Genomic DNA, 26,760 nt, shown 5'->3' with positions numbered 1-26,760 from the left:
CTCCACCCCGTCCCCCTAGTACAATGTGGAGAGCCCTCCTGATCACCTTTATTAGTACCGCGTTATACAATCACGAAATCATCACGCGACAGAAGAACAAAAGGTGGATAAACACCTGTCTATGACATCACCCGAAGAGCGCCGGATCGATCGCGAGATCCACAAAACGACATCTGGGTCCGATCCGTTCGCAGCGGCGATGCGCGCAACGCGAATGCCGATGATCATCACGGACCCCCGGCAGCGCGACAATCCAATCGTTTTTGTCAATGATGCCTTCGCCAAGCTGACCGGCTACAGCCGCGAAGAGTGCATGGGTCGTAATTGCCGCTTCCTGCAAGGTCCTGGAACCAACACCGAAGATGTGAACAAGGTTCGAGATGCTATCGCAGCGCGAAAGCCGATCGAGATCGATCTTTTGAATTACAAAAAGGACGGTTCGCTGTTCTGGAACAGGCTTCTCGTCTCGCCGGTCTTCGACGGTGGCGAGCTGACCTACTTCTTCGCCTCGCAGTTCGACGTGACACGCGAACGCACCATCAAGGCGGTCGAGGACCAGGAAGAACTCGAGGCCGAGATGCAGAGGCGCATCGCTGACCTGACGGCAAGTGAGGCTCGGTTACACTTCACGCTCAAGGCGGGCGGCCTCGGTACCTGGACGCTCGACATCCCGACAGAGCGGCTCGTTTGCTCCGCACTTTGCAAAATCAACTTCGGCCGTAACCCAGCCGACAATTTCTCGTATGAAGACCTAAAGGCAGCTGTCCACCCTGACGATTTTGCCAGATGGCAGGAGGCTGTGATCGCTGCGCTGCAGTCAGACGGTCAGCTGCAGGTCGAGTATCGTGCAATCCGCCCGGATGGCGAAATCGCTTGGATGGAAGTTCGCGCCGAGACCCGCTTTGATGCTGAAGGCCGTCCGCTTCTCATGAGCGGTGTTTCGATCGACATCACCGAACGGAAAGAGGCCGAGGGCTACCGTGCGATGATGGCCCAAGAGATGAGCCATCGCATGAAAAACATGCTGGCGACGGTCCAAGCCATCATTCAGCAGTCGATGAAGGGCGATCAACCAACTGCTGTCATGCGCCAAACGATCGGGGAACGCCTGGAAGCATTAGGCCGCTCACACGATGTGCTCCGTGGCACCGACTTCGACACCGCGAACGTGCGGGAGACTGTTGAGAAGGCGATTGAGCCGTTTAACATCACTAAGCGCATCCATTGTTTCGGACCGGACGTAAACGTCTCGCATCAGGGCGGCACGAGCCTCGCGCTCGCGCTACATGAGCTGGCGACGAACGCCGTCAAGTACGGTGCTCTCTCTAACGAAACTGGCAGGATACGGGTAGAGTGGAGCGTCGAAGGCAGCGACTTTCAGTTCCTTTGGAAGGAGAGCGGCGGCCCGCAAGTCAACCAGCCGGAACGATCCGGCTTCGGTAGCCGACTGATCCGAATGCTGGGTTCAAGCCTTAGAGGCGAAGCGAACATCGACTACCGACCGGAAGGTGTGGTGTTTGAAGTTAAGACAGCGACAAAAGAACTTCAGTCCGGTCGCTGATCATTAAGCAGCCCGACCTTGAGCGGTGAAGCCTGTCAGTTTTTCGACCAGTGCTGTTGGGTGACAGGGCTTCTGACAGACCAAAGACTGCGGGTAGTCCTGTTCAAGTTTGGCTGGGTTCGCGTGACCAGAATGGAACACGAATGGTGTTCCCGAGCTCGTCAGCCGATCCGCGACAGGAAAGACCTCTCCGTCTGTTAGGCGGACATCTAGGATCGCGCAATCAACGGTATTGGATTCCAGAAACTCAAGCGCTTCATGCGTGCTGGCAAACGGTCCCAATACCTCCCACCCTTCATCCTCCAGTGTCATCTGGATATCGAGAGCGACGAACATTTCGTCTTCAACCAGCAGAACAGTTTTATGCGTCATGTCTCACCGAGCTTGGCATTATCAACACATGCGAGAGGATCGGCCCGTCGATATGGGTCTCGATCCTGGCACCCAGCTGCCGTGCAGAGGTCGAAAGCAAAACAGTCCCGAAACCCGCATCCCCGGCCGCCCTAACGTCCGAATCGCCGATCTCGTTCCAAATTAAAATCATACTTTTGTCAGTTTTTTCCCATTCTACGGTGAGACTTCCAGCTTCTCTGCCCAGCACGCCATGCTTGACGGCGTTTGTCGCCCACTCATGCAGAATGAGTGTCAGCGGGGTAATGCAGCTAGCAGAAACCGGAAATGGAGCATGGGAAACCTCTATTTTGGCGGCCCGAGAATGTGGGGCTACCATGGTCTCGACCAGCTCATGCATCTCTACAGGTTTTGACCGCAGCTGATTGGAAGCAAGCGTGTGGGCATTTCCTAGCGCCAGAACGCGGCCTTCGACATCGTCGACAAGGGCCTTTGTTGTTTCGTGTTTGCGAGCAGCAATTCGTAAGATCCCTCCGATCATGGCGAACAGGTTCTTTACACGATGGTTCATCTCGCTCAGCATCAGTTCGCGCGCTTCGGCGAGCTCATTCTCGGCTGTTACGTCAACGCTGACACCGATTATGCGCGACGGGTCGCTATCTTCGACAAATCGGCCGAATGTCTTTATCCAGCTGAAGCGGCCATTGCCTTCCAACCGCGTCGTAATCTCGAACGCTTCGTGTCCGTCGGCTTCGGCGTTCGCCAAAGCAGATCGCATGTGGTTCCTGTCAGCCTCGGATAATCTGGCTAGAAAGCCGTCTAGTGACGGGCGCTCGTCATCGGTCTGTAGGAGTGCCATTGCAGCACCACCGAATACGAATTGCTGCTTGCTCGGCACATACTCCCAGACGCCAATGCCGGACGCCTCGACCGCCAGCTCGTGACGATCCTGCTCGGCGGCAAGTTTTTCTTCGATGCTGATTGCGTGGCTAATATCGGTCAGGACGATCGTCACACCATCAATGGTGCCATCGATCGTGCGGTAAGGCAGGATTCTGAGCGAGAATGTCCGTTCGCTGTCGCGATCCGACACCATATCCTGATATTCGGCCCCGTCCTCCATGACACTCTCGACGCGTGCTGTCAGGTCAAAGCTAAGCAGCCGGCTTGCGACGTCCGACAGTGGCCGGCCGCGATCGGATGGCTGCAGCGGAAAGATTGTGGTCGCAGCTTTCGTGTAGGACCGAAGGCGACGGTCCTTATCGAGAACGATCACCGCCAAGCTGGTGGATTCGAAGAAATTCCTGAGGTCAGTATTGGCAACAGTGACTTCATCGACTTTGGTCTTGAGTTCGTCGTTGACGGTCGTCAATTCCTCATTGGTCGACTGAAGCTCCTCGTTCATCGACATCATTTCTTCGTTGGAGCTTTTTAACTCCTCGTTCGCCGTCTCCAGCTCCTCGGTCGCCGCTCGTAGACGATGTTTTGCGGAGCGTAGCTCACGCTCAAGGCCTTCGACGTGGCCATTATTGGGCTCGAGATCGATCAGATCGCCAGCATCAAGTTGCGTGAACTGGGCGACCTCCTGGAACACGACGAGGAACGAGTTTCTTTCGAGAGGATCGCAAATAATGTCGGTTTTGAGCGTGCCGAAATCGGTAACGACGTCGATGCCCCGCGCGACCACTCGCTTCTTGACTGACGCCACCTGCCGAACCAATGGCCCAAGCTGCTCACGGACACCTGGTCGAGCCAAACTGGCGGCACTGGATTCGTTGATGCCGGTCACCGGGAATTCAAAAAAACGGCCCAGCCGTCCATAAGCCGCGACGATCTGGCCATCATTGTCGAGGACGACGCTGGCAGGCACGTACTTTTCTATCAACCTTGCTGTCGCCAGTTGCTCGATGGTCTCGCTCGACGCCGGTGTAGAAGACGCCTCCTGCGGTCGTCGAACATCCTTCCGTTCCCCGGGCAACGGAATAGGATACGTCGGAGAGCCAGGCAAACGTTCGAATAGCCGGGCTTTCTGGTCGATGACCGAGAAGACGTTATCGAACCGGCCCACACTCTCCGACGATCCCAGGAACAGGAAGCCGCCCGGCCGAATGGCGTAGTGCATCAGAGGCATGACCCGCTTCTGCAGCTTGTCATCGAAGTAGATGAGCAGGTTGCGACAGGAGACCAGATCGACCTTCGAGAACGGTGGGTCTTTGATCAAGCTGTGGCCGGAAAACCGGATCATATCGCGGATCTGGCCGACAAAATTGAACCGCTCCTTATGCGGTATGACGTAGTGTTCCTGCAGGTCGTGCGGGATGTCGGCAAGCGATGCGATCGGGTAGGATCCCTCCCGAGCGATCTTCAGCATGCTCTCGTCGATATCGGTCGCAAAAATCTGCACATTGCACGGCAGGTTGAGCGTGCGGGCTGCTTCGGCAAAAAGGATGGCGATCGTGTAAGCTTCTTCACCACTTGAGCAGCCAGGAATCCAGACGCGGACCCCATCCTCGGACTGCGCGCCTTCGCGCAAAAGCGGCTCGATGGCCTGTTCCGCAAGCACGTCAAACGATGGCTTATCACGGAAAAAGCGGGTGACGTTGATCAGCAAGTCACGAAACAGCGCTTCGCACTCGTTATGATCGTTCTGGACGCGCTCCAGATAGTCGGCGCCCCTGTCGATACCCAGGACATGCATGCGGCGCTCGACCCGACGAACGAACGTCGTGCGTTTGTAGCCAGCGAAGTCATGGCCAACGACGCTCTGCAGTGATGTGCAGAGATCGTCGACATGGTCGGCGACTTTCGAGGCTTCTTTTTTGTCAGCGCCCTGGCTCTTGCGGAAAAAGAATCCGCCGATGCAGCTTAGGATCTGTTCTGGCGGCTGAACAAAGTCGACCAGTCCTGTCCCGGTCGCAGCAACAGGCATGCCATCGTACTTGGCAGTCGACGGCTCCTGCACGACGCAGAGGCCGCCGTTCTCCTTGATCGCTCGAAGGCCCGTCGACCCATCAGCACCTGTTCCCGACAGGATGACGCAGGCAGCGTTGGCGTTCTGGTCGTTGGCCAGCGAGATAAAAAAGTCGTCGATCGGCCGACGCAGGCCACGCGGCTCTTCGAAACTCTTCAAACCAAGCCGGCCACCCTCGATGCTCAGGCTCTTGCCCGGCGGAATAATGAAGACGGTATCGGCTTCAATCGCTTCCCCGCCCTCGCATTGACGAACGGATAACTGCGTGTGCCGACCTACCAGCTCCGCGAGCATACTCTCGTGGTCGGGCGCAAGGTGCTGTACAACCACGAATGCAAGGCCGGTCGGCACCTCGGCTGCAGCGAACATCTCGCGAAGGGCTTCAAGACCACCAGCTGACGAGCCTATGCCCACGACAGGAATAGACTGCTCGGATTCGCGATTATCGGTCAAATACGTTGTTTCCTCGGCCTCTACAGCGAAGCCCGTCTGTTTAATACGGCGAATTGGTTTCCAATTCAGCCAATGTCAGTTTTGCCTGCGCAATCGTCGTCGTCGAGTTCGCAATCGTCGCGAGCGTGCCCTCAACCATCACGTTGTGGCCATCCAGAAGCGGCTTTAGTCGCGCCAGCGCGTCACCGAGTGCCTCGTCATAAGCCTGCAGGAGATCCGGATGCGTTCGGCTCACATCGAATTGCGAGGCGATGATATAGCGAACCTTGCCGTTCGCAGCTTTCAACTTTGACATGAACAGCAGGTTGACGAACGGACGCCCGTCCTTGCGAAAGTTGACGATCGGCGCTCTAACGTTCGCATCATTACCGTGAATGAATGCGTGCAGCTTGCGCTTCGCGTCATCATTCGACGCATACTCTCCGTCTGGCCGTTGTTGAAGAAAGCGGCAATTGCGACCAATGACATCACTGCTGTCGTATCCAGTGAGCGTATAGAATTGCTGACTGGCTAAAACCAAGGGGTTGTCACGTTCTGTGCTGGCCAAGGCCAGGGCGATAGAAGAATTTGCGAAGAATTCCTTCAGCGCTGGCTCGATTTCAATTTCTGGCATTTAATTTCCGATAAGAAGTTTTGTTAGCGCACCATATGCGGCTTTTAAGCCTTATTTAAAGGCCGCCACCTTCTTTTGATTAACTACTCGCACCTTCCCGCCGGCGCTACTGATCGCGGATTGAACTTTTCGGCATGTCGCGTGGTTTGCAATCTCACCCGCAAAAACTTCTATATGATTGCGGCTAATATAAACACATGGATAACTTGTCTTCGCAACAGCCGGTCAGTGGCAAATCGCTCATCCGACTGCTGGAGCACGCTTTGCGCATGCGCCCATCGGCATTGCGATCGTCAACAGCGACGGCATAGTCGAGCGAGCCAATCGAAAGTTTGCCGAGATGTTCGGCCTTCCGGAGGACCAGGTACATGGTGTCTCCATCCGACACCTCACTCATGGCGAGGACGTCCAACGTGATTTTGAACTGCGTGACGAAATCCTGAGCGGGGCGCGGGAAAGCTACACCGTCGAGAAACGCTACATCAGACTCAACGAGACAACGCTCCATGCGCGCACGACTGTGATAGCGATGCTGGAAGGCGACGGCCGTGGATACCAGTACGTTTCCCAGATAGAAGATATCTCGAACGAGAAGGAAGCCGATCGCCAGCTCAAAGAACGCGCTGCTCAGCTCGAGCTTGCCATGCATGCGATCAACGGCGGCTTCTGGCACATGGACGTCAGAGCTTCCAACTTCCAGACATCTAAGCGATTGGCCGAGTTTATCGCCGGTGAAGGCGCCATGCCGCTCAATCTCGAGGCCTACCTTAAACGTGTTCATGTCGGCGATGAGGATCAGGCCGACCTTTCAGCTTTGCTTCGTGGCGACATCTATAAATCCGTCGCACAGTACCGCCTCGACACAATCGACGGTGAACGCTGGATCCGGTGTGACCGAAGGTTGCTGCGCGACGATCAGGGAAAGCCAATGCGCATCGTAGGCGTTGCCATGGATTTTACCGAGGAACACAGACGGCTGGACGAACTCGAGCGCTCATCACAGACGGACACCTTGACCGGCCTCCTAAACCGTAGAGGTCTTCAGGCTCGCTACCCGAGTATGTCCTCGTACTCAGGTTATGCTCTTTTCACGATTGATCTCGATGGCTTCAAGCAGATCAACGATACACTGGGCCATGCTACCGGAGATGCTGTTCTCGTAGAAACTGCCGCAAGATTGCTGGCCACAGTGCGTGAGACAGATCTCGTGTGTCGAACAGGCGGCGACGAATTTGTCGTTATCATCGCCGCAGCTCGCGATCAGGCGCAAGACGTTGCTGGCCGTATCGTTGGATGCCTGGAGGCTCCGATCAATTCTGTCCCGCAGGGCGCGTCAGTTAGCGCATCGGTCGGCGGCGTATGGAGTGCTGAGCGACCTGAGCGAAGCACAACGTCGAGCAGATACAAACCTCTACGAGGCCAAAGCCGCCGGGAAAAATCAGTGGATCCTCTGTGACTGAGGCATGGCGTACCTACTTGCCACCAGCGAGGTAGTCCCGATCCTTTCTGATGATTTTTGCCATGGGTACAGTTTCCGTAACATAAACTCGAGACGCAGCAACCGCCTTTGGCTGGATGGCTACAAATGCGGCCAACAGCCCGATGATCATCAGGAAGATGATGAAACCGAGCCCTCCACCAGATGAGCGGGTTTCCTTAAAGCGATAATCGGTGCGCATGCATACCCCATGGAAAAGCGAGGCGCATTTACCGCGCTTGCCGGTATTGGCAAGAACCATATTATTTATGAGGTTAACGAGCCTTGCGTTTTAAAGGCTCAGGCTTTTGGCCGTCAGGTAACAGCTCGATCAACCGCGTATGCACAACCTCGGCGCTGAATGGCTTACCGATGAAGACTGCATCCTCCGGCAGATCGTCACGACCGGGCTTTGCCTGGCCCGATGCAACGAGGATCTTGATGTGCGGCCAGCGCTTAGCGCATTCACGCGCAAGCGCGAACCCATCTCGGCTCCCTGGCATTTGAACGTCCGTGAACAGCAGCTGGATATCGTCCGCGGACCTCTCGAGCACGACGAGGGCGCTATCGACATCATACGCCTCGAGTGGCCGGAAACCAGCCTCCTCGATAATGTCGGCGGCATCCATACGGATCAGTGCATCGTCATCGACGACAAGAGCGTGTGGCGTAGTGCCGTCGGTCATGCTGACATCCTTGGTTTACGTTATGCAAACAGATGGAGATTACGGGGAGGTAGGTAAGTGTCATCGCTAACAGCACAACGCGCTGCGGCGTAAGAAACAAGTTCAGCAAGTTCGGCGTCGAGGACCGGCTTGGAGGTTACGCCGAGAGCGCCGGAGACGCCGGAAGCGACCTCTTCCGGGTTGCCAGTCATGAAAATCACTGTCTTTCCGGCGGCCGCCAGTTCGGCGCCGATCGAAGGCCCGGTCTTGCCGTCATGCAGGTTCACGTCGACCAAGGCAATGTCGGTCTCATCGAGCAAATCGATCGCGTCCTGCCGGCAGGCAGCCATACCGCAAACATCGAAGCCAGCTGCGATCACGGCGTCCTCGATCATCATGGCGATGAGGTACTGATCTTCAACGATGAGGACTTTTTGACACGGCTTCAGATTTTTCATGTCGCTAGAAGCTGCGAGATCCCCAATCGTTCCCGCGACACGGCAAGATATCCATTACGCCGAACGTCATCGCCTCGTGTTCGTATCGGCTTCGTGAGGGGCGGACGGCCCAGAGACTGCTGTCTCGGGTCGATTTGACAGATAAAGCGCAGCAAAGGCTAGTGTTGCTACCAGCACTAGGATGGAGACCATCAGTGTCTTTACGCGGGAATTTGCATTGACTTGCATGGTGCGGCCTCCAGAGTTTACCTGTCCTAACCTATAAACTGTGCTGTCAGTTCCTGTGAGATGATAGACACGCCCAACGCCTCAGGCTCGTGGGCCACATCCTTCTGGAACGTCTCGTCGCACAGCCCTGCCGCCTGGTCGGCATTCATGATGCCATATGGGAGTGTGGTGCCGTCTGCTTGAGGCACGGAAACCTCCACAAGCGTTTTCTGTGTCATCGTTTATTCCTCAACTTTGAATCGAAAAGAGCCGAGACATTGCCTCAACCCTTTCTGCCAACCTCTGCTTGTCATCCACGACCAGGCGGAAGCGAAGCGGTTGCGCCGTTAGCGAACGACACGGCCTTCAGCCATCGGCTCACCGATAGAAAGGGCCTTGGAGAACGGTACGAGCTGGTAAAGGGCCGACAGGCCAACCAGGACGTAGACGATTTTCGACAGCAGGGCCTGCTGACCGCCAAAGAGAGCAGAGACGAGGTCGAAGTCAGTAATGCCAACGAGCAGCCAGTTGATGCCGCCGACAATGATTAGAAGCAGGGTAAGGAGGTTAAGTGCGCGCATTTTCAATTCTTTGATATCGCCCGGGCCACAATGGCGTGGCGGATTAATTTTTCCAGCCGTTACAAAGCTTTGACGTTTTAGTGATACCTTGTTCACCATGAAGCGAAGTTGTGAGAATCCTGGAAACTCGCCAGTCGCAATTTGCGTATAGCCGCATCATACGTCGGTGGTTGCCGGCACTACTTGCAGCACATGGACTGCCGGAGACCTCGTGTGGAACTTCTCGATCTTGCCTCTCGTATTGTTGGACTGATGGCGCTCTTGGCTGCGATCTTCGGCGCTATAGAAAGAAGCGGCATGCCCGCTATGGTCCGCAAGACCGCGATCGGCTTCGCGTTCGGTGCGGCCGCCTGCATCTGCATGATGTTTCCGGTTGTGTTTTCGGACGGCACATCCGTGAATGGCCGATCCGTTTTCCTCGCTTTCTCAGCGGCGTTCGGCGGCCCAATTTCTTTCGTTGCGGCGACTGGCATGACGTCAATCGTTCATGAGTTCGCGGGCGCAGTACCATTCACCAAAATTATGGAATCCACCTTGGCTGCAGCGGCCATAGGCTTGGCCTGGCGGCACTTCATCTACAAGCGCATGGGCAAGAGCTACGTCAGCCTCCTAATGCTTGGCTTCAGCATATCTCTTGTGTCGCTCCTGCTTCTGAAGGTGTCTTCGGGGCACGGATTGTCGATATTTCTTAAGACCTACCCAGCGGCACTTGCCGTTAGCCTCCTCTCGGCAATCATACTCGGCCGACTGATTGAACGCGAGATGCGACACATCAGAACAGAGCAGCGCTGGAAGGAGAACGCCTCCACAGACGCGTTGAGTTTACTGTCGAATAAGCGCGCATTCGAGAGCGACTACACTCGCGCCCTTGAGCGCAACGAACCTTTCTCTTTAATCATTCTGGATATCGATCACTTCAAGCGTGTGAACGATACCTACGGACATGTGACAGGCGACGAAGTCATCATGGCAGCCGCCAAGGCGATGACATCTGCCTGCCGGTTCCGAAGTATGCCCTACCGCCTTGGCGGTGAGGAGTTCGGCATCATTGCGTACGACGTCGGCATTGCCGACGCTGTCAGCTTGGCGGAAAATGTTCGTGGCTCGATCGCAGCACTGCACCTGCACCCGACGGCAAATCTGCCGGCCGTCACAATCAGCGCAGGCGTTGTCTCCAGCTTTGCCACGGCAGACGGAAGAGATCTTCTCTCAGCAGCGGATGCTGCGCTCTACCTCGCTAAAAATCAGGGGCGCAACCGCGTGATCTCGTGGAACGACGTTACTAAGACAGAGAGCGCCTTTACCGAAGCTGAGATTATATCATTTCCAAAAGCTCACGCTAAAATGAGCGACCCAAAATAATTTCCAGAAAACAGCGCCTTAATTGGAACATGAACGTCAGACAACAGTTTATTCATCTGACGTTCATGTTTGGGAATGGAGCCACCCGCGATGTTTTTGAGCAGCTTTCACGACAGCAATGCCTTCAGCTTTGGCCTCGGCAGCAACCTTTCAGCCCGCCGGGCGGCAATCGAGGCGGAGTTGCGCCACCTCCCGAATTTCTCTGGCAACGACATCGCCGTTGAAATCGATGGCGGATGTGTCGTTCTGACCGGCAGTGTCGATAATCAGATCGACCTCTATCGCGCCCTCAATGTCGCAACCGATATCGCCGGCGCCGACAGGGTGATTTTCCGGGTCAGTCACGATCCGCGGCTTGCCGCATAGCTTAACGTTGACCGATTAAAAGCGCCCTTGTGGCGCTTTTTTCATGCCGGCTGGGCAAGACGCAATGCACGCAGCCGCTCATTCTTGACGGCTCTGTCTGCAGCTTCCACTGTAAGGGTGGTCGCCGCCATCATAGCCTCCATCGAAACCCGCTCCGGTTTGACAAATTCCTCTGCGCTAATGGTCATCTTCGCCCTCCTGAAAAGTTGCCTTCCAATTCTTTTCCGCAAAAAAAGTTCCCAACATTGGGAACTGATCAGCTGTCAGGGACTTACTGAGGCGAATTTCCAGTCATAATTGAGTAGGGCGCAGATGAGAGCGGCAATCAACACTGCGTATGCAGGATCGAAACGTCTAGGGTCTGTTGTCGTAACCGACCTAGGTCCGGCGATCGCGGCTTTCGCGATCATTGTTTCCGCCGGTTTCTATGCAAATTCGGTTTTGACGCTGACGCTCGCAAACCTAGTCACGAGTACGGCCGGATAGGGCTGGTCGTGACCAGCCCTTCATTTTAGTTAATATCGGGCGGCGCGATCGACGCGCTTACCGGCATTTTGAGTAGCGTCGACAGTGTTCGCAGCATCTTTCCCCACACCACGAATGGTGTTGCCACACGATGCGAGGCCGGCCGCTGCCACTGTAAGTGCTGCAATGATTGCAAAGGTTCGCGTCATATTCTCTTCCCTGTTGTTGCGTGATGTAGATTAGGGCGCCGGGCCGCAAATGGCAGGGGTCGCCCGATAATCGTTTCGACAGATTGTCAGAGAACAGAACGAATGAAGGTTCGATGGGTTTGGACATCGAGCGGATCGTGAAACGGCCACTGATGGACCTCCCCGGCAATGACCGGATGGCGATTTGGACGAACCGTGCGTCACCGCTCGATATCAGGAGATCCGATAATGGGTTCCACCTCTGATAGACTGTTCGGCAAGGCCAACGAGTTCACCGGCAAGGCAAAACAGGCCGTGGGGACGTGTTGACCGACAATCGCAGCATACTGGCCAAAGGTGCCGCTCAGGAAGCTAAGGGCGATGCCCAGCAGGCAAGGGCGAGGCCAAGGATGCCGTGAAAAAGGTCATCGACATAACCTAGGTAATCCCCGTGCGCGAGCACAAACCGGGCCCGTCTTAGGCGGGCCTTTTTTTGGTAGGTGTACTGATGACTAAGTTGCGGGGATATCTGTTTCTGAGTTGTGTTCCATAATCGGCCTCACCGGCTTTGTGTTCATCTTCGTCCTGACACGCTAAAGAAACGGGCGGCTTTGCGGCCGCCCTTTCTCTTCATGCCCGGTGCTCAGGCGCGAAATGCCCGCACCAGTCATTGGTGGCGACCACCGGCCATAAGCCGCGCTCATTGGCGTCGGGCTGCGTTACCGGCGGATTGAAACGACAGAGACCGCCGTCATCGGTGTGCTGACGCTCGGCCATGGTCTTCGAAAAATGCGCATTCGTTGCAGGCTGCTTTATCGTGGTCCATTGCGTTCTCTCCTACGCTACAAACATTTGGCGAGAGTAGAACGATCAACGAGCGAAAGATCTCACCGGGTAAAACATAAGTATTTATCCCATTCTGAACCTTTTGATCCGAGTGCCGTTGTGCGCTGCGGCTTCACGTTGAACCGCACCGGTTCATCGTCCGCTTGCCTTTCACAGGCTTGCGGCACTGCGGAGCATGGATTTGCCAAACACCATGGTTGTTACTGGAGCAAGCTCGGGCATCGGACTTGCGATTGCCCAGCGTTTCGCAAATGCCGGCTGGAATGTCGCCATCATCGCGCGTGATCCAGACCGCCTTGAACAAGCGCGTAAGTCACTCGAACCGTCAGGCGCTGATGTTCTTGCGATTTCCGCAGATGCCTCCGACAACGAGGCCATCGATGCTCGTCAGGTCGCCGCGTTATTCGGTCGGATCGACGTTTGGGTAAACAACGCGATGTCGACGATCGTGGCACCTGCGGCAGAGATAAAGCCCGAGGAATACGCGCGGATTACTGCCACAACCTACCTCTCGCAGGTATATGGTACGCTTGCCGCATTCAACCATATGAGGGAACGCGGTCGCGGTACGATCGTCCAGGTTTCTTCCGGTCTCGCGATCCGCGCTGCACCTTTACAAGCTGCCTACTGCGGCGCGAAGGCTGCAGTAGGCGGGTTCACCGACTCGTTGCGTGCAGAGCTTATCGCTGAGGGGTCTAGGATCAATCTTTCGGTTGTATACCTCCCTCGCGTCAACACGCCCCAACCTGGATGGTCTCGCAACAGATCGGGTCACGAACAACTCATCCCTGACCCCCTGTATGATCCGCGCCTGTGCGCCGACGCCGTTTATTCGACTGTGAAAGATCCTCAGCGCGAAGTTTGGGTCGGCCGCTCAACCATGATGATGGCGATCGGCCAGGCTGTAGCCCCGAGTTTCGCGGATCGCAAGGCGGCAGAAATGTTGAGAGCTCAACAAGGCGAGCCTATGCAATATCGACCTGGAGACGTCGATAAGCCGAGTGACGGACCTGCACTGATCGACGGTCCCAGCAGTGATAGGGTTACAGGCTTTGCAAGAGAGTACATCACCAGCCGAGATGTCCGCGTCGTCAAGACCGCGCTTGCAGGAAGTTTACTGCTTGCCGGACTGTTGGCGAGACCAATCGTGACGGCACTGGTCCGGAGACTTCCGCGATGACGGGTCTCGTCGAGACTAATTCCAAGCTCAGGCGCAAACTCCGAAATGGGGTCCAGCATGGATGCTCGCTCGAACGGCTATCTGCCTCTTGAGGACTATGCTGCTGTTGGGGAGGGACGGTCTGTCGCGCTGTCGGGAAAAGATGGATCGATCGACTGGTGGTGCGCTCCAAACATGGACTCGCCACCTCTGTTCGATCGATTGCTGGATGCCAAGGATGGCGGATATTTCCTGATCGAGCCGGATGAACCTTACACGGTAACGCGAGCGTATCGCACACACAGCAACGTGCTTGAGACGACTTTCCGCACGTCCAGTGGTGTTGCGGTGCTGACGGAATCTATGAATAGTGGGACAGCTGGCCGGTTGCCTTGGGCCGAGCTTGCGCGTCGGGTTGAGGGGCGCAGCGGCTCGGTCCAATTTAAAGTCGAGATGAAGCTCGGGCGCCGCGGCAACACGGCAAACCCCTACCATTCGACGATCGGGAAACATGTCGTTTTCCACGTCGAGACCGTGCTTGGCCTCTTGTTGCACAGCGACGGTGTCGAATGCCAATGGGAAGACGAAGGCGTTAGCGGTCGCTTCGCTGTATCTACCGGTGAACGCAAGACTTTCGCGATTGTCGCTGGCCGAGACGAGCCTCTTGTCGTTCCGAAGATCGAGGACGTAGACCACCGTATCGATATATCCGATGACGAGTGGCGGACATGGGCCAAGAGCATCGATTATGATGGCCCCGATAGGACGTCTTTCGTGCGCAGCGCGCTTGCACTCAAGCTGCTTCTTTATTCGCCGTCGGGTGCGATTGCAGCCGCTGCGACCACATCGCTTCCCGAACGCATCGGTGGAGAGAAGAATTACGACTATCGATATGCCTGGATCAGGGACGCCGGTTACACGATCAAAGCCTTCCTGGCAGCGGGCGCCGAAGCAGAAGCCAAGGCCGCGTTCTCTTGGCTTTTATCCCAGCTGAAGCGACACGGCCCAAAGGTCTGTTACACACTCGAAGGCGACCTGGTCGACGATGTAAAAGAGATCGAAGCGCCAGGCTACCGCCAGTCGTCCCCCGTTGCCGTCGGCAATTTGGCGACCAGCCAGCACCAACATGGCATCTACGGCGATATCTTCGAAACGGCATCTCGATTTGTCGGTAGCGGCAACATTCTGGATGCCTCGAGTGCAGAGCTTTTGGCGCACCTCGCGGATGAGTGCGCTGACAGGTGGCGCATGCGTGACGCCGGTATATGGGAGCTTGAGGAAGATCAACATTACACCATGTCCAAGGTTAGCTGCTGGCAGGCGCTGGCCCGTGCAGTCGAGCTTGCCGACCAAGGGCAACTTCCGACAACCTGCCGCGAGCGTTGGGAACGCGAGCGGAACCGGATCAAGGACTGGATCGGGACGAACTGCTGGTCAGAAGAAAAACAAGCTTTCGTCATGTACCCTGGCTCCCAGAAGCTGGATGCCTCCATGGCCTTGGCCGTGCGCTTCGGGTTCGACGGCTTCGAGCGGCTGAAAGCGACGATAGACGCGATCGACCGGGAACTTGGCAAGGGTCAGTTCCATTACCGATACAGTGGGGCCGAGACGGAAGAAGGATGTTTCCTCGCCTGTTCGTTCTGGATGATCGAGGCACATGCCATTCTCGGAAACCGACAAGAGGCGTTGCAAAGGTTCGACGCGCTAAGCGACGCGCTGAACTCTGGCGTGGGAATTTTTTCGGAAATGATTGATCCGAATACCGGCAGCTTTTTGGGCAACCTTCCTCAAGGTCTGACCCATCTTGCTCATCTGATGACGCTTTCGGTCCTGCACAAGGAATATGCGCCGGACCTGGAGAACCGACCACAAAAAGATCACCAAGGAGAAAAAAATGACTGATCGACTGACGATGCAAGACCCGCGCCACCAGTATCCAAAGCCGCCATTCCCTGAACAGCCGCAGCCAGTACCGGGTCTTGCCGCGGACATGGATCCGAAACCAGACCATGGTGAGACGAGCTACAAGGGTGCCAGCAAACTGACCGGTCGCAAGGCGCTCATTACGGGTGGCGACAGCGGCATCGGCCGGGCGGCGGCTATCGCGTACGCTCGTGAAGGCGCCGACGTCGCCATTTCCTATCTGGGTAGCGAGGGGAGCGATGCTAAAGAAGTCATCGCTCTGATCGAAGCGGAAGGCCGAAAAGCGGTTGCCCTCCCTGGCGATATCACGGATGAGACATGGAGCCGCGAACTCGTTCGCAAGGCGGTCGATGCTCTCGGCGGTCTCGATATCCTGGTCATCAATGCTGGCCGTCAGCAACATCGCGACGACATCTCGAAGGTTACCTCCGAGGATTTTGATAAGACGCTGAAGACCAACCTCTACGCGATGCACTGGATTTCTCAGGAGGCGGTCGAACACCTTCCTGCTGGCGCCGCAATCATCACGACTGCATCCATTCAGGCGTATGATCCTTCGGCGATCTTGCTCGACTACGCGACAACGAAAGCCGGCATCGTTGCCTATACAAAGGCGCTAGCCGCACAACTGATGGAAAAAGGCGTTCGCGCCAACGTCGTTGCGCCGGGTCCGTTCTGGACTGCGCTGCAGTCGTCTGGCGGCCAACCGCAGGAAAAGGTTACCAAGTTCGGCGAGCAGACCCTGTTTGGGCGACCGGGCCAGCCGGTAGAGATCGCTCCGCTTTATGTTCTCCTTGCCAGTCAGGAAGGCAGCTATCTGACCGGCGAAGTGTTCGGTGCCACCGGCGGCGACGGTATCGCGTAAGGTGAAAGGTCCGCACTGAACATTGCGCCGGCTAGCGGATATATTGCGCGTTCATCATCGTCCATCCCGTCATATGCAGTGGTGATGTAGAGCATGTTCGGCTCGCCTGTCGCAAATGTGCAGCTTGTAGGGTTCGGTACCGGTACAGCAACCACAGCGATCCGCCTACCATCCGGCTCGAACACGTCAATGCGTGCGCCTCCGTAGATAGCGGCATACACACGCCCATGGTCGTCAGCGCAGAGACCGTCAGGGTTGCGATTATCGACTACTACGAACTCGCGCTTACCTGACAGTTTCCCCGATTGAGGCTCGTAGTCATATTGCCAAATCGTCGAGCGCGCAGTGTCGGCATGGTACATGATTGTCCCGTCAGCGCTCCAGGCCTTACCGTTTGCGTTCTCGTAGCCCCTCTCGACCAGTTCCAGGTTGTTGTCGTCGAGTTTATACAGCCCGGCAGTCTCTGACGGGTGGTCGGACGTATCGATCGTGCCAACCCACAGTCGGCCCTCTGGCGAAACCTTGCCATCGTTTAGGCGGTGATCGCGGGGCAAGCTGAGCGTTGCAATCGCTGTCTCCTCCCCCGTCTGGGGGTCATAGTCGTAAACACCGTCTTCGAGGCAGACCAGCATCCTGCCGTCATTCGGCACGGCGAATGTGACTTTCTTCGTCAGCGTCCAGCCTGAATGCGCTTTTGAAACTAAATTGAGAACCTGGATCGTTTTACCCTCGATATCGACCCAGAAGAGACGGTGGCTCGCCAGATCGAAATACGCTCCCTCGCCGAGCTGACTGAGCGGAAGCGCAAGATCCGTTGGCTCCGCAAGTAGGTTGATAATATGCGCGTTCATTGTGGACTTTCCTCATCTACGGGAGCAGACGGCCAGAGCGATGCACCGGGCGTTCCTAACTTGGTTCAAAGTGAGCTGGGTTTGGCTGATGTCCTAAGGAGGCAGACTGATTCTAATCTCCAGCTGAAAGACATCAGCTGTCAAACGCACGACATGAGGAAAGGAACGAACGCGCAGCAAATAAAAACATCTAGTGGATGGCGCCACGAAACCAATCACCTTTCAGTCCGTTAATCGCCGCCACATCAACGAGGTTCGCCATGACACAACGCACGCTCCTGCAGTTCTTCCATTGGTATACGCAAGATGGAGGCGGGCTCTGGAAGGAAGTAGCGGAGAAGGCGGAAGCCTTGGCGGGCATCGGCATCACGGATGTCTGGATGCCCCCGGCTTACAAAGGTTCTGCTGGCGGGTTTTCGGTCGGCTACGACACTTACGATCTCTTTGATCTCGGCGAATTCGAGCAGAAGGGCACTGTCGCGACCAAGTATGGCGATAAAGCTACCCTTGAGTATGCCTGCCGGTTACTGAACGAGAACAGTATCGGCGTGATCCACGACGTCGTGTTCAATCATAAGATGGGCGCCGACGATAAGGAAAGCGTCCACGTTCGCAGGGTTAATCCGGCCGATCGCACCCAGATCGAGGACGAAGCGTTCGAGGCGCTGGCTTATACCCGCTTCACCTTTCCGGGCCGCGCTGGCGCGCATTCCAAATTTGTCTGGGACCAGAAGTGTTTTAGCGGTGTCGACGTCATCGAAAACCCGGATGAGGCCGGCGTCTTCCGGTTGGTCAACGAATATGGCGAAGGCGAATGGAACGACGAGGTCGATGACGAGCTCGGCAATTTCGACTATCTAATGGGCGCCGATGTCGAGTTTCGCAACAAGGCTGTCTACGAAGAATTGAAATATTGGGGCCGCTGGCTGTCCGAGCAGGTGCGCGTCGACGGCTTCCGCCTTGACGCGGCAAAGCACATCCCGGCCTGGTTCTTCCGCGACTGGGTCGGCCATATGCGCCAGACTGTCAAAGAGGACTTGTTCGTTGTTGCCGAATACTGGCACCCGGACATGGGAACGCTCAAAAGATACCTCGATCTCGTCGACCACCAGTTGACCGTGTTCGACGTGGCGCTGCACCACCGTTTCCATGAGGCATCGAAGGCGGGCGGCGATTTCGATATGCGGACGATCTTCGACGGATCGCTCGTCTCCGTGCACCCCTTTCATGCGGTGACCATCGTCGACAATCACGACACCCAGCCGCTTCAATCACTCGAGGCGGCCGTCGATCCCTGGTTCAAGCCGCTGGCTTACGCGCTGATCCTGTTACGCGAACAGGGCGTGCCGTGTGTCTTCTATCCGGACCTTTACGGCGCAAGCTACACGGACGATAAGGACGGCGAACATCGCGCCGTCGAGATGCCGGCTATCGGATGCCTGCCGGCACTCATCGACGCCAGAAAGCGGTTCGCCAACGGCCCGCAAACGGACCTGTTCGATGACCCACATTGCATCGGCTTCATCCGTCATGGAACCGGAGACGCGCCCGGCTGCGTCGTCGTCATGTCGAATGGCGAAGGCGGGGAGAAGCTCGCAGAGCTCGGAACGGATCACGCCGGCAAAACTTACGTCGATGTGCTTGGCCACCACCAGGCCGAGATCGTGGTCAGTGACGACGGCAAGGCGACGTTCCTGACAAACGGCGGCAGTGTCAGTGTCTGGGTCCAGAACGGCGCCCTTTGAAACGCCGATGCCACTTGACGGGCAGCGTGCGGGCATAGTCCGCCGAAACCGCTGCCCGGAAACGAAAGTCCCGCACGACCGTTAGGGTGCCGAACTCATTGGACAATCGCCATGACGCGGACAAACAGCACACATGAACCGTCCTCGACCGGTCGCGATGAGAATGGTGTCGATCGACTGGCCGACATGTATGGTATTGACCCGAAGCGTCCAGCGGCGGACGGGACGACCGTTGAGGTCTCGCACGAGACTAAGACCAAACTCCTGAGTGCCTTGAATGTGGACATTTCCGGCAGTGTGGAACCAAGACCCGAACCGGATACGCCACCCTTATGGACCCCGACTGCGTGCTTTGTCCCGGAATTCCTGTCAACAGAGCGGGTGTGGGGCGTCAGTCTCCAGCTGTACGAGCTGCGTTCGGAGCGAAACTGGGGGATCGGCGATTTCGAAGATCTCAGGGTCATGATTGATCTGGTAGCATCGCTTGGAGGCGATTTTATCGGGTTAAATCCGCTCCACGCTCCATTCCTTGCCGATGCTGGCCGTTGCAGTCCCTATGAGCCGTCCAGTCGGCTGTTCCTCAACCCGCTTTACATCGCGGTCGAGAGAGTGCCGGGCTTCGCGCCAGATAACAATCAGCAGCAGATGGTTGCTGCTCTGCGTGATACCGATCTGGTCGCCTATCGCGGCGTCGCAGCCGCCAAGCTTGCAGCCCTGCGTTCGATATGGGGCCGCTCGGGGTTTCAAGGTAACGTAGACGATCTTTCCGAATTTCAAACCTTCGTCCTTGCAGGCAGCGAGCCACTTCGACGTCACGCCATTTTCGAAGCGTTGTCGGCACATATGGTGGAAAGAGGATTCTCGGCCGGTTGGCACGCATGGCCGGAGGAATTTAGGGATCCCAGCTCAGCAGCTGTTCTTTCGTTTGCTACGGAGCGGGATGAAGACGTTCGATTTCATCTCTGGCTCCAGTGGGTCACCCATCGACAGCTTCAGGAAGCCGCCAGCTACGCCAGGGCATCAGGATTGCGGATCGGCCTTTACCTCGACCTTGCTGTCGGAGAGGCGATCGACGGTTCGGCGACATGGAGCGAACGTGCGATTTACCTCACGGACGCAACCATTGGCAGCCCGCCCGATCCGTTCGCGCCGGATGGGCAAGACTGGCACCTCGCAGGATTTCAGCCTTCGCGGATCGCGTCCGGTGGAAACCCACCGTTCGAGCGGATGGTAACAACCGCCATGCAGTACGCCGGGGCAATCCGGATCGACCACGCGGCCGCCCTGCGTCGGCTGTTCCTTGTCCCGATCGACGGTACGCCATCCGATGGCGCCTATGTCAGCTATCCCCAGGAAGACTTAATCAGGATTCTGGCAGAATCGTCCGCGCGACACCGCTGCCTTGTCATTGGCGAGGATCTCGGATTGCTTCCCGATGGACTTCAAGACGATCTGACGGCAGCAAGGATTCTCTCCTATCGTATTTTCTCCTATGAGCGTGATGACGACGGTTTCAGAGCTGCAGCCGATTATCCTGCCCTCGCGCTGGCTTGTATATCGACGCATGATCATCAGACCTTGGCTGGATGGTGGCGAGGTGCGGATATCGCCCTTCGGGCCGAGCACGGCATCGTCTCGCCGGACCTGACGCGACAGCACGAGGCGGCCCGCGAGAAGGAACGGCAGCAACTGCTCCGGGCGATCGATAATCCAGGGGCTGGCGGTCCGACCGGAACCCCTGCAGCACCCATGCTCCACGACATGACTATCCGGGCACATCGTTTTGTGGCCGGGACGCCGAGCATGCTGGTCGCTGTCCGTTTGGCGGATCTGACAGATGAAAAGCAACCGACCAACGTGCCCGGTACGAGCGACAGCTACCCGAACTGGCAACCGAAACTTTCGGTAACGGTTGAAGAACTTTCGAAGCTGCCTCTCCTCATTGCGATAGCGGACGCCGTAAACAAAGGTCGGCGGGCAAGCGGATCCGACCACCAACCGAATGGTGACAAGCCGGGCGATCGACATGCCCCGGAAACATTCGACGCGTCAAAGAATGATAGTGAAGAAACCGGCAAGACAGATGCCCAGCAGCTCGATGCGATTGTCGAGAAATATGCCGACAAGATACCAAGACCCCTCGGACGCTTTATTAGGTGGATGAGAAGACCGGAGCTGCAATGGCTCCGCCTGATTGCCGGCATCATGTTGGTCATTTGCGGCTTCGTCGGTTTTTTGCCGATCCTTGGCTTCTGGATGGTCCCGCTCGGTCTGATCATTCTTGCGCAGGACAGCAGATGGCTACAGCGTCCGACCCTTAAGGCGATTACGTGGCTCGAGAGCAAGCTGGGAAAATAGAGCAGATTCGCGCCACGTCTTCCCACGTGCTCGACAGGTCGCGAGGAGAGCTGAGACAACTGATGGGCGTATCGATCTCGCAACAGTTCGAGACACACGCCTCTCACCGCTGTCCGACTACGGCTCCTGCCAATCTGAATGGGCTCGATACAACTGAAGCAGCCACGTCGAAAACAAACGAACCGGCCTCTGGTGCCGAAGCTGCCCCTCCATTCAGCTTCGCGAGTTGTGGCCCTAGTTGTGCGAGATTTGCATATCGATCATGACCGACGCCGTCAGCGGCCTTAACAGACGAGATGTCAACAATTCGAAGGCCATATCGCAAGGCAGCGTCGCGAACAGAGGGACTGTCCACGTTAAGCGAGCCGGCGCGCGGCCTCTCCCCACTCAGGAAGCTGGAGACAGCGAGTGCCTTGTCATCCTTCGACACGAATAATGTTATCGGAGTACGCATACGGCCAACGACTTCAAGCTGGGATTTGAAAAGATCGTCGTCAATGTCGGGTGCCGCAAGGACCACGACTATTTTGCCAAGCACATCGTCTTTGCCTTCGAGCTTCAACTGACGCAACGTTTCCATGATCAAAAAGCCGCCGACGCTGTGACCAAACAAAATCACGCGCTTGACGTCGGTTTTGGCAGCTGCGGTTCTCACCAACCAGACGAGACGATCCCTAGAAGCCAACGCGGCGTCACGATCGGCAAGATAACCTGCGAGAGCACCCTGGGACGGCCAGGAAAACAATATCGGCGTGCCGTCCGTTTTTGAGTCAGCGGCGACTTGAGCAAGCCGATATAGCGCCTCCTGAAATGTATAATTATATCCGTGCACAAAAATGCCGACTGCTTCTTCTCTATTAGGGGCTTGCGCCATGGCGACAAACTGCTTCTCGTCGAGAGCATGTCTTTTTACAACGACCATGTCTTTGTCAGCATCGGGTTTCCCGACCGGCCATTCGATGTTGGATGGACGGTGCGAAGGCGGTATCGCAACCGTGAATTCTTCAAATGACAGCGTAGCATTGCGTTTCGAAGAATAGCCGCGCGCATCAGGCGAACGGTTTGTGGCAGTCAAGACAGTAAGCTGACGGTCGCTCGATCCGCTCAACGGCACGGGGTCGAGCACTGCCGCGTCGGGTCGTCCAGCGCAAGCACCGAGTTCCGCACACAGGGCGGTCAGCATAACGAGGCTGAGACAACGCCGAAACAGAGAGACTTCACGCATATCGATCAAGGGATATTCCATCAAGAACCAAGGCGGCCTTCTTGCCATGGAGCACATGCAAACTCAATTGACGATCAATAGGCACCCTTGCGTCGGTGAGCGGCCATGTCAGACCGCCTGCCAAAATCTCTGAACAAACGAAGTCGAGCAACCATCGTCATGCTTGCCAGAAGGAAAGGCGAGCATATCTCCTGTGAAGATATTTTCGAAATAGGGACCACTGCGATGGCTGATACGAAGGAATTTGAAACAGAACGCGGACAAGGTGGTGAGACCCACCAGCGGGTACCGTCCACAGGCCCGCAATCTGCGGAGACCTACCTGACCACAAACCAGGGCATTCCGGTTTCCGACAACCAGAACAGCCTGAAATCCGGCAGCCGCGGTCCGACCCTGCTCGAGGACTTCGTGCTCCGGGAAAAGATTTTCCATTTCGATCATGAGCGTATCCCTGAACGTATCGTTCACGCGCGGGGATCGGCGGCACATGGTTATTTCGAACTGACGGAATCGCTGAGCGACGTGACGTCTGCGGATCTCTTCCAGCGTCCCGGCGACAAGGTGCCGGTGTTCGTGCGCTTCTCGACTGTCGCTGGTGGCGCAGGGTCCGTCGACACCCCGCGCGACGTGCGGGGTTTTGCCGTCAAATTCTACACGCAGCAGGGCAATTGGGACCTTGTCGGCAATAACATCCCCGTGTTCTTTATCCAAGACGCTATCAAGTTTCCGGATCTGATCCACTCGGTGAAGATGGAAGCTGACCGGGCCTATCCGCAGGCGGGGAGTGCCCATGGCACCTTCTGGGATTTCGCGTCGCTATTGCCGGAGACCACCCATATGTTGATGTGGGCGATGTCGGACCGTGCCATTCCCCGTTCGCTCAGGATGATGCAGGGTTTTGGCATCCACACCTTCCGCTTCGTCAACAAGGACGGCAAGTCGACCTTCGTCAAGTTCCACTGGAAGCCGAAGCTCGGTGTACAGTCGACCGTCTGGGATGAGGCGCTGAAGTTGCAGGCGGCCGACAATGATTATCATCGTCGGGATCTATGGGAAGCCATCGCTAGCGGCAACTTCCCGGAATGGGAGCTTGGCGTTCAGCTGTTCGACGACGAGTTTGCCAGCAAGCTTCCGTATGATGTGCTCGACGCTACGAAAATCATTCCGGAGGAAGTGCTGCCGCTGAAGATCGTCGGCCGACTCGTTCTCGACCGCAACCCTGACAACTTCTTCGCCGAGACCGAACAAGTCGCCTACTGTCCCGCCAATATCGTCCCGGGTATCGACTTTACCAACGATCCGCTGTTGCAGGGACGGTTGTTCTCCTATCTCGACACCCAGAAGTCTCGCCTCGGGACGGCGAATTTCCATCAGCTGCCGATCAATGCGCCGAAGTGTCCGATGCACAATTTCCAGCGCGACGGCATGATGCAGATGACGGTCCCCAAAGGTCGCGCCAATTACGAGCCGAATAGTTTGTCGATGGCCGGCGAAGAGGGTGGCCCACGCGAATGTCCCGCGACTGGCTTCCGCTCGTTCGAGCGCGCGTCCGGGGAACACGAACAGGGTGACAAGCTGCGTGTCCGCGCCGAGCTATTCGCCGACCACTACAGCCAAGCAAGACTGTTCTGGAAGTCTCAGACCGAATCGGAGCAGGCGCATATCGCGTCATCGTTCGTGTTTGAGCTTTCCAAGGTCGAGTTCGACCATGTGCCGCCGCGGGTGATCGCCAACCTCATGAATGTCGACAAGGACTTGGCGACGCGCGTCGCCGATGGCCTCGGTATCGATTTGCCGAAAGCCAACCCAGCCGCAAAGGACCCAATTGATCTTGAGCCATCGCCGGCTCTGTCGATCCAGAAGAATATGGTCGAGACGATCGAAGGGCGTAAGATCGGCATATTGATTGCTGATGGGACTGACGCAAAAGCGCTGGCAAAGCTCAAAGACGCGATCATCAAGTCGGGCGCCACGCCCTTCGTCGTCGCGCCGAAAGTCGGGAAGGCGACGCTTTCGGATGGGAAGACAGTCAAGGCCGACGGTCAGCTCGCCGGGTCTCCCTCACAGCTCTTCGACGCCGTTGCGATTGTTCTGTCCAAGGAAGGCACCGAGATGCTGTTGCGCGAGGCGGCCGCAATTCAGTGGGTCATGGACGCCTTTGGCCACTTGAAGGCGATCGGCCATACAGACGAAGCACAGCCGCTGCTACAGAAGGCTGGGGTAGAACCCGACGATGGCGTGGCGGGTCTTGGCGACGATTTCCTCGCAGCCGCGGCAAAGCGGTTCTGGGATCGAGAGGCAAAGATCAGGCTGCTTGCTTAGTCGGAACGAACGATCGAGACCTAGCGTGGTCTGGTTCAAGAGCAGGCCTCCCCTGCGCAGGGGAGGCCGAATCTGGACGCACCAGATGATACCAGAGCGAATTTTCTTGGATCAGCGCTGAAGCTTACAACATATTTTAAGGTGGCGATGTCGAGGCTCATTCTTATTCTTGGCGACCAGCTAGCTCTGGATATTTCGTCGATGCGGGATATCGATAAGGAACGCGACACTATTCTCATGTGCGAGGTGATGGCCGAGGCAACGTACGTCGGGCATCATAAGAAAAAAATTGCCTTCATCTTCTCGGCCATGCGTCACTTCGCCGATGAGCTACGCACTGACGGCTATCGTGTTCGTTACACACGCATTGACGATCACGACAACACTGGCTCCTTCAGAGCTGAGGTGAAACGAGCTGTCGACGATCTCACACCCTCGGCGATCTGCGTTACGGAGGCCGGTGAGTGGCGCGTCCGCTTGGAGATGGAGAAATGGGCTGCCTGTTTCGATATCCATGTTGAAATCCGACCGGATCGACGGTTCCTGATGTCTCACGACGAATTCGAATCGTGGGCAGAGGGGCGAAAGGCGCTGACGATGGAGTATTTCTATCGCAACGTGCGCCGCATGACTGGTTTGCTGATGAACGGAGAAGAGCCAGTCGGCGGACGATGGAATTTCGACGTTGAGAACCGCCAACCTGCCAAACCGGACCTGTTTCGCCCGACGCACGTGAGGTTCACGCCGGACGATACTACCACTGAGGTGATCGAAACTATCGCCCGCCTGTTTCCAGATAATTTTGGAACGCTCGAACACTTCAGCTTTGCAGTCCGCCGACCCGACGCTGACCGGGTCTTGCAAGAATTTATAGCCGAGTTTCTACCCAACTTCGGTGCGACGCAGGACGCGATGTTGCAGGACGATCCCTACCTCAACCATTCTCTCCTGTCATTTTACATAAACATCGGACTTCTCGATGCGCTCACGGTCTGTCGTGCCGCTGAGCGCGCCTATCTCGACGGCAATGCACCGCTCAATGCAGTCGAAGGCTTCGTTCGCCAGATCATCGGCTGGCGAGAGTATATGCGGGGGATTTATTGGCTCGCTGGGCCCGACTACGTCGATAGCAACTTTTTCGAAAACACGCGGCCGCTTCCGTCGTTCTACTGGTCGGGCAAAACTGGAATGAACTGTCTGGCGACCGTCATCACCGAAACGATAGACAACGCATACGCACACCACATCCAGCGGCTAATGATCACCGGCAACTTTGCGCTGCTTGCCGGCATCGATCCTAAGGCGGTGCACCGATGGTATCTCGAGGTCTATGCCGACGCTTATGAATGGGTCGAGCTTCCAAACGTCATTGGCATGAGCCAGTTCGCCGATGGTGGCTTTCTCGGTACCAAGCCGTATGCCGCGAGCGGCAATTACATCAACCGCATGTCAGACTACTGCACTTCGTGCCGGTATGATCCGAAACTGCGCATCGGCGAGAATGCCTGTCCCTTCAACGCCTTGTACTGGGATTTCCTGGCGCGCAATCAGACAAAGCTGAAATCGAATCGCCGGCTCGCCAAGCCCTATGCCACCTGGGCAAGAATGAGTGAAGAAACACGCCACGAGATACAGAAGCAGGCCGAGAACTTCTTGGCTAACCTTAGTTAGGGAAAAGCGTCACGGTTATGACCCACGACGAATGCCGGAAACTATGACAAATCTGGTTCGGGTCATCAAATAGGAGT

General features: G+C 56.5%; 22 protein-coding genes and 3 pseudogenes. 12 read left to right on the top strand and 13 right to left on the bottom strand.

The features are described from left to right. Window positions 1–103 precede the first annotated feature (103 nt). The gene (locus J2T09_RS17290; RefSeq protein WP_306836904.1) at window positions 104–1,561 is read left to right on the top strand and encodes a PAS domain-containing protein; all 1,458 of its coding nucleotides are present in this window, start codon (window positions 104–106) and stop codon (window positions 1,559–1,561) included. 3 nt (window positions 1,562–1,564) lie between these two features. Here J2T09_RS17290 and J2T09_RS17285 read toward each other — a convergent pair whose 3' ends face one another. Genes J2T09_RS17285 through J2T09_RS17275 form a run of 3 tightly spaced genes read right to left on the bottom strand, consistent with a single transcriptional unit; the run spans window position 1,565 to window position 5,949 of the window. Further along, complete coding sequence (locus J2T09_RS17285) at window positions 1,565–1,933, bottom strand: response regulator (RefSeq protein WP_306836902.1); 369 nt, start codon at window positions 1,931–1,933, stop codon at window positions 1,565–1,567. Continuing rightward, window positions 1,923–5,336, bottom strand: a complete 3,414-nt coding sequence (locus tag J2T09_RS17280) for a CheR family methyltransferase (protein ID WP_306836900.1) — start codon at window positions 5,334–5,336, stop codon at window positions 1,923–1,925. The genes J2T09_RS17285 and J2T09_RS17280 overlap by 11 nt, the downstream gene beginning before the upstream one ends. Before the next feature lie 40 nt (window positions 5,337–5,376). Further along, window positions 5,377–5,949: a PAS domain-containing protein gene (locus J2T09_RS17275; RefSeq protein ID WP_306836898.1), complete on the bottom strand. Its 573-nt coding sequence runs from the start codon at window positions 5,947–5,949 to the stop codon at window positions 5,377–5,379. A 235-nt stretch (window positions 5,950–6,184) separates the two neighbouring features. On the opposite strand from J2T09_RS17275, the gene J2T09_RS17270 reads away from it, so the two are divergent. Continuing rightward, window positions 6,185–7,405 (top strand): diguanylate cyclase, encoded by a 1,221-nt coding sequence (locus J2T09_RS17270; RefSeq protein ID WP_306836993.1) that lies wholly within the window; start codon window positions 6,185–6,187, stop codon window positions 7,403–7,405. Between the two features lie 16 nt (window positions 7,406–7,421). On the opposite strand, the gene J2T09_RS17265 is transcribed toward J2T09_RS17270, so the two are convergent. The 5 genes from J2T09_RS17265 to J2T09_RS17245 form a co-directional block, all read right to left on the bottom strand. Beyond that, window positions 7,422–7,628 carry a hypothetical protein gene (locus J2T09_RS17265; RefSeq protein WP_306836895.1) on the bottom strand — a complete coding sequence of 69 codons (207 nt, stop codon included), beginning with the start codon at window positions 7,626–7,628 and terminating at the stop codon, window positions 7,422–7,424. Between the two features lie 73 nt (window positions 7,629–7,701). Then, window positions 7,702–8,112 (bottom strand): response regulator, encoded by a 411-nt coding sequence (locus J2T09_RS17260; protein WP_306836893.1) that lies wholly within the window; start codon window positions 8,110–8,112, stop codon window positions 7,702–7,704. Window positions 8,113–8,132: 20 nt separating this feature from the next. Next, window positions 8,133–8,549 carry a response regulator gene (locus J2T09_RS17255; RefSeq protein WP_306836890.1) on the bottom strand — a complete coding sequence of 139 codons (417 nt, stop codon included), beginning with the start codon at window positions 8,547–8,549 and terminating at the stop codon, window positions 8,133–8,135. A 254-nt stretch (window positions 8,550–8,803) separates the two neighbouring features. Further along, window positions 8,804–8,995 (bottom strand): hypothetical protein, encoded by a 192-nt coding sequence (locus J2T09_RS17250; protein ID WP_306836888.1) that lies wholly within the window; start codon window positions 8,993–8,995, stop codon window positions 8,804–8,806. A 108-nt stretch (window positions 8,996–9,103) separates the two neighbouring features. After that, window positions 9,104–9,436: a DUF378 domain-containing protein gene (locus J2T09_RS17245; RefSeq protein WP_306836886.1), complete on the bottom strand. Its 333-nt coding sequence runs from the start codon at window positions 9,434–9,436 to the stop codon at window positions 9,104–9,106. 114 nt (window positions 9,437–9,550) lie between these two features. Here J2T09_RS17245 and J2T09_RS17240 point away from each other — a divergent pair, with 114 nt between their 5' ends. Continuing rightward, window positions 9,551–10,699: a GGDEF domain-containing protein gene (locus J2T09_RS17240; RefSeq protein WP_306836884.1), complete on the top strand. Its 1,149-nt coding sequence runs from the start codon at window positions 9,551–9,553 to the stop codon at window positions 10,697–10,699. Between the two features lie 90 nt (window positions 10,700–10,789). Then, window positions 10,790–11,065, top strand: coding sequence for a BON domain-containing protein (locus J2T09_RS17235; RefSeq protein ID WP_306836882.1), 276 nt, complete (start codon window positions 10,790–10,792; stop codon window positions 11,063–11,065). Between the two features lie 41 nt (window positions 11,066–11,106). Here J2T09_RS17235 and J2T09_RS17230 read toward each other — a convergent pair whose 3' ends face one another. Then, window positions 11,107–11,253, bottom strand: a complete 147-nt coding sequence (locus tag J2T09_RS17230) for a hypothetical protein (RefSeq protein ID WP_306836880.1) — start codon at window positions 11,251–11,253, stop codon at window positions 11,107–11,109. A gap of 327 nt (window positions 11,254–11,580) precedes the next feature. After that, a complete protein-coding gene (locus tag J2T09_RS17225) occupies window positions 11,581–11,739 on the bottom strand; it encodes an entericidin (RefSeq protein WP_306836877.1) in 159 nt (52 codons plus the stop codon). A 228-nt stretch (window positions 11,740–11,967) separates the two neighbouring features. Here J2T09_RS17225 and J2T09_RS17220 point away from each other — a divergent pair. Next, a pseudogene (locus J2T09_RS17220) lies at window positions 11,968–12,160 on the top strand (CsbD family protein). 188 nt (window positions 12,161–12,348) lie between these two features. Here the strand turns inward: J2T09_RS17220 and J2T09_RS17215 are convergent. After that, window positions 12,349–12,544 (bottom strand): annotated as a pseudogene (locus tag J2T09_RS17215) (hypothetical protein). Between the two features lie 195 nt (window positions 12,545–12,739). Here J2T09_RS17215 and J2T09_RS17210 point away from each other — a divergent pair. From J2T09_RS17210 to J2T09_RS17200, 3 genes are read left to right on the top strand one after another with little or no spacing between them, the layout of a single operon-like run. Further along, on the top strand, window positions 12,740–13,744 hold the full coding sequence (locus tag J2T09_RS17210) for an SDR family oxidoreductase (RefSeq protein ID WP_306836875.1): 1,005 nt from the start codon (window positions 12,740–12,742) through the stop codon (window positions 13,742–13,744). Between the two features lie 57 nt (window positions 13,745–13,801). After that, window positions 13,802–15,625 carry a glycoside hydrolase family 15 protein gene (locus J2T09_RS17205; RefSeq protein WP_306836873.1) on the top strand — a complete coding sequence of 608 codons (1,824 nt, stop codon included), beginning with the start codon at window positions 13,802–13,804 and terminating at the stop codon, window positions 15,623–15,625. Further along, window positions 15,618–16,511, top strand: a complete 894-nt coding sequence (locus tag J2T09_RS17200; protein ID WP_306836871.1) for an SDR family oxidoreductase — start codon at window positions 15,618–15,620, stop codon at window positions 16,509–16,511. Before J2T09_RS17205 ends, J2T09_RS17200 begins: the two co-directional genes overlap by 8 nt. On the opposite strand, the gene J2T09_RS17195 is transcribed toward J2T09_RS17200, so the two are convergent. After that, complete coding sequence (locus J2T09_RS17195; protein WP_306836869.1) at window positions 16,460–17,362, bottom strand: SMP-30/gluconolactonase/LRE family protein; 903 nt, start codon at window positions 17,360–17,362, stop codon at window positions 16,460–16,462. The genes J2T09_RS17200 and J2T09_RS17195 overlap by 52 nt on opposite strands. 260 nt (window positions 17,363–17,622) lie before the next feature. Between J2T09_RS17195 and amyA the strand changes: the two genes are divergently transcribed. Together amyA and malQ are read left to right on the top strand one after the other, a co-directional pair. Further along, window positions 17,623–19,107 (top strand): alpha-amylase, encoded by a 1,485-nt coding sequence (amyA, locus tag J2T09_RS17190; RefSeq protein WP_306836867.1) that lies wholly within the window; start codon window positions 17,623–17,625, stop codon window positions 19,105–19,107. A 111-nt stretch (window positions 19,108–19,218) separates the two neighbouring features. Further along, window positions 19,219–21,081, top strand: a pseudogene (gene malQ, locus J2T09_RS17185) (4-alpha-glucanotransferase); the annotation flags it as partial. 487 nt (window positions 21,082–21,568) lie between these two features. Here the strand turns inward: malQ and J2T09_RS17180 are convergent. Next, window positions 21,569–22,690, bottom strand: a complete 1,122-nt coding sequence (locus J2T09_RS17180; RefSeq protein WP_306836991.1) for an alpha/beta hydrolase — start codon at window positions 22,688–22,690, stop codon at window positions 21,569–21,571. 225 nt (window positions 22,691–22,915) lie between these two features. Between J2T09_RS17180 and J2T09_RS17175 the strand changes: the two genes are divergently transcribed. Continuing rightward, window positions 22,916–25,012, top strand: coding sequence for a catalase (locus tag J2T09_RS17175; protein ID WP_306836989.1), 2,097 nt, complete (start codon window positions 22,916–22,918; stop codon window positions 25,010–25,012). Between the two features lie 147 nt (window positions 25,013–25,159). Beyond that, window positions 25,160–26,683, top strand: coding sequence for a (6-4)DNA photolyase (gene phrB, locus J2T09_RS17170; RefSeq protein WP_306836865.1), 1,524 nt, complete (start codon window positions 25,160–25,162; stop codon window positions 26,681–26,683). Window positions 26,684–26,760: the final 77 nt, after the last annotated feature.

The organism is Neorhizobium huautlense, from assembly GCF_030811685.1.
In the GTDB taxonomy this organism is placed as follows: Bacteria; Pseudomonadota; Alphaproteobacteria; order Rhizobiales; family Rhizobiaceae; genus Neorhizobium; species Neorhizobium huautlense_A.
This window is presented reverse-complemented; position numbering and strand designations above follow the sequence as displayed.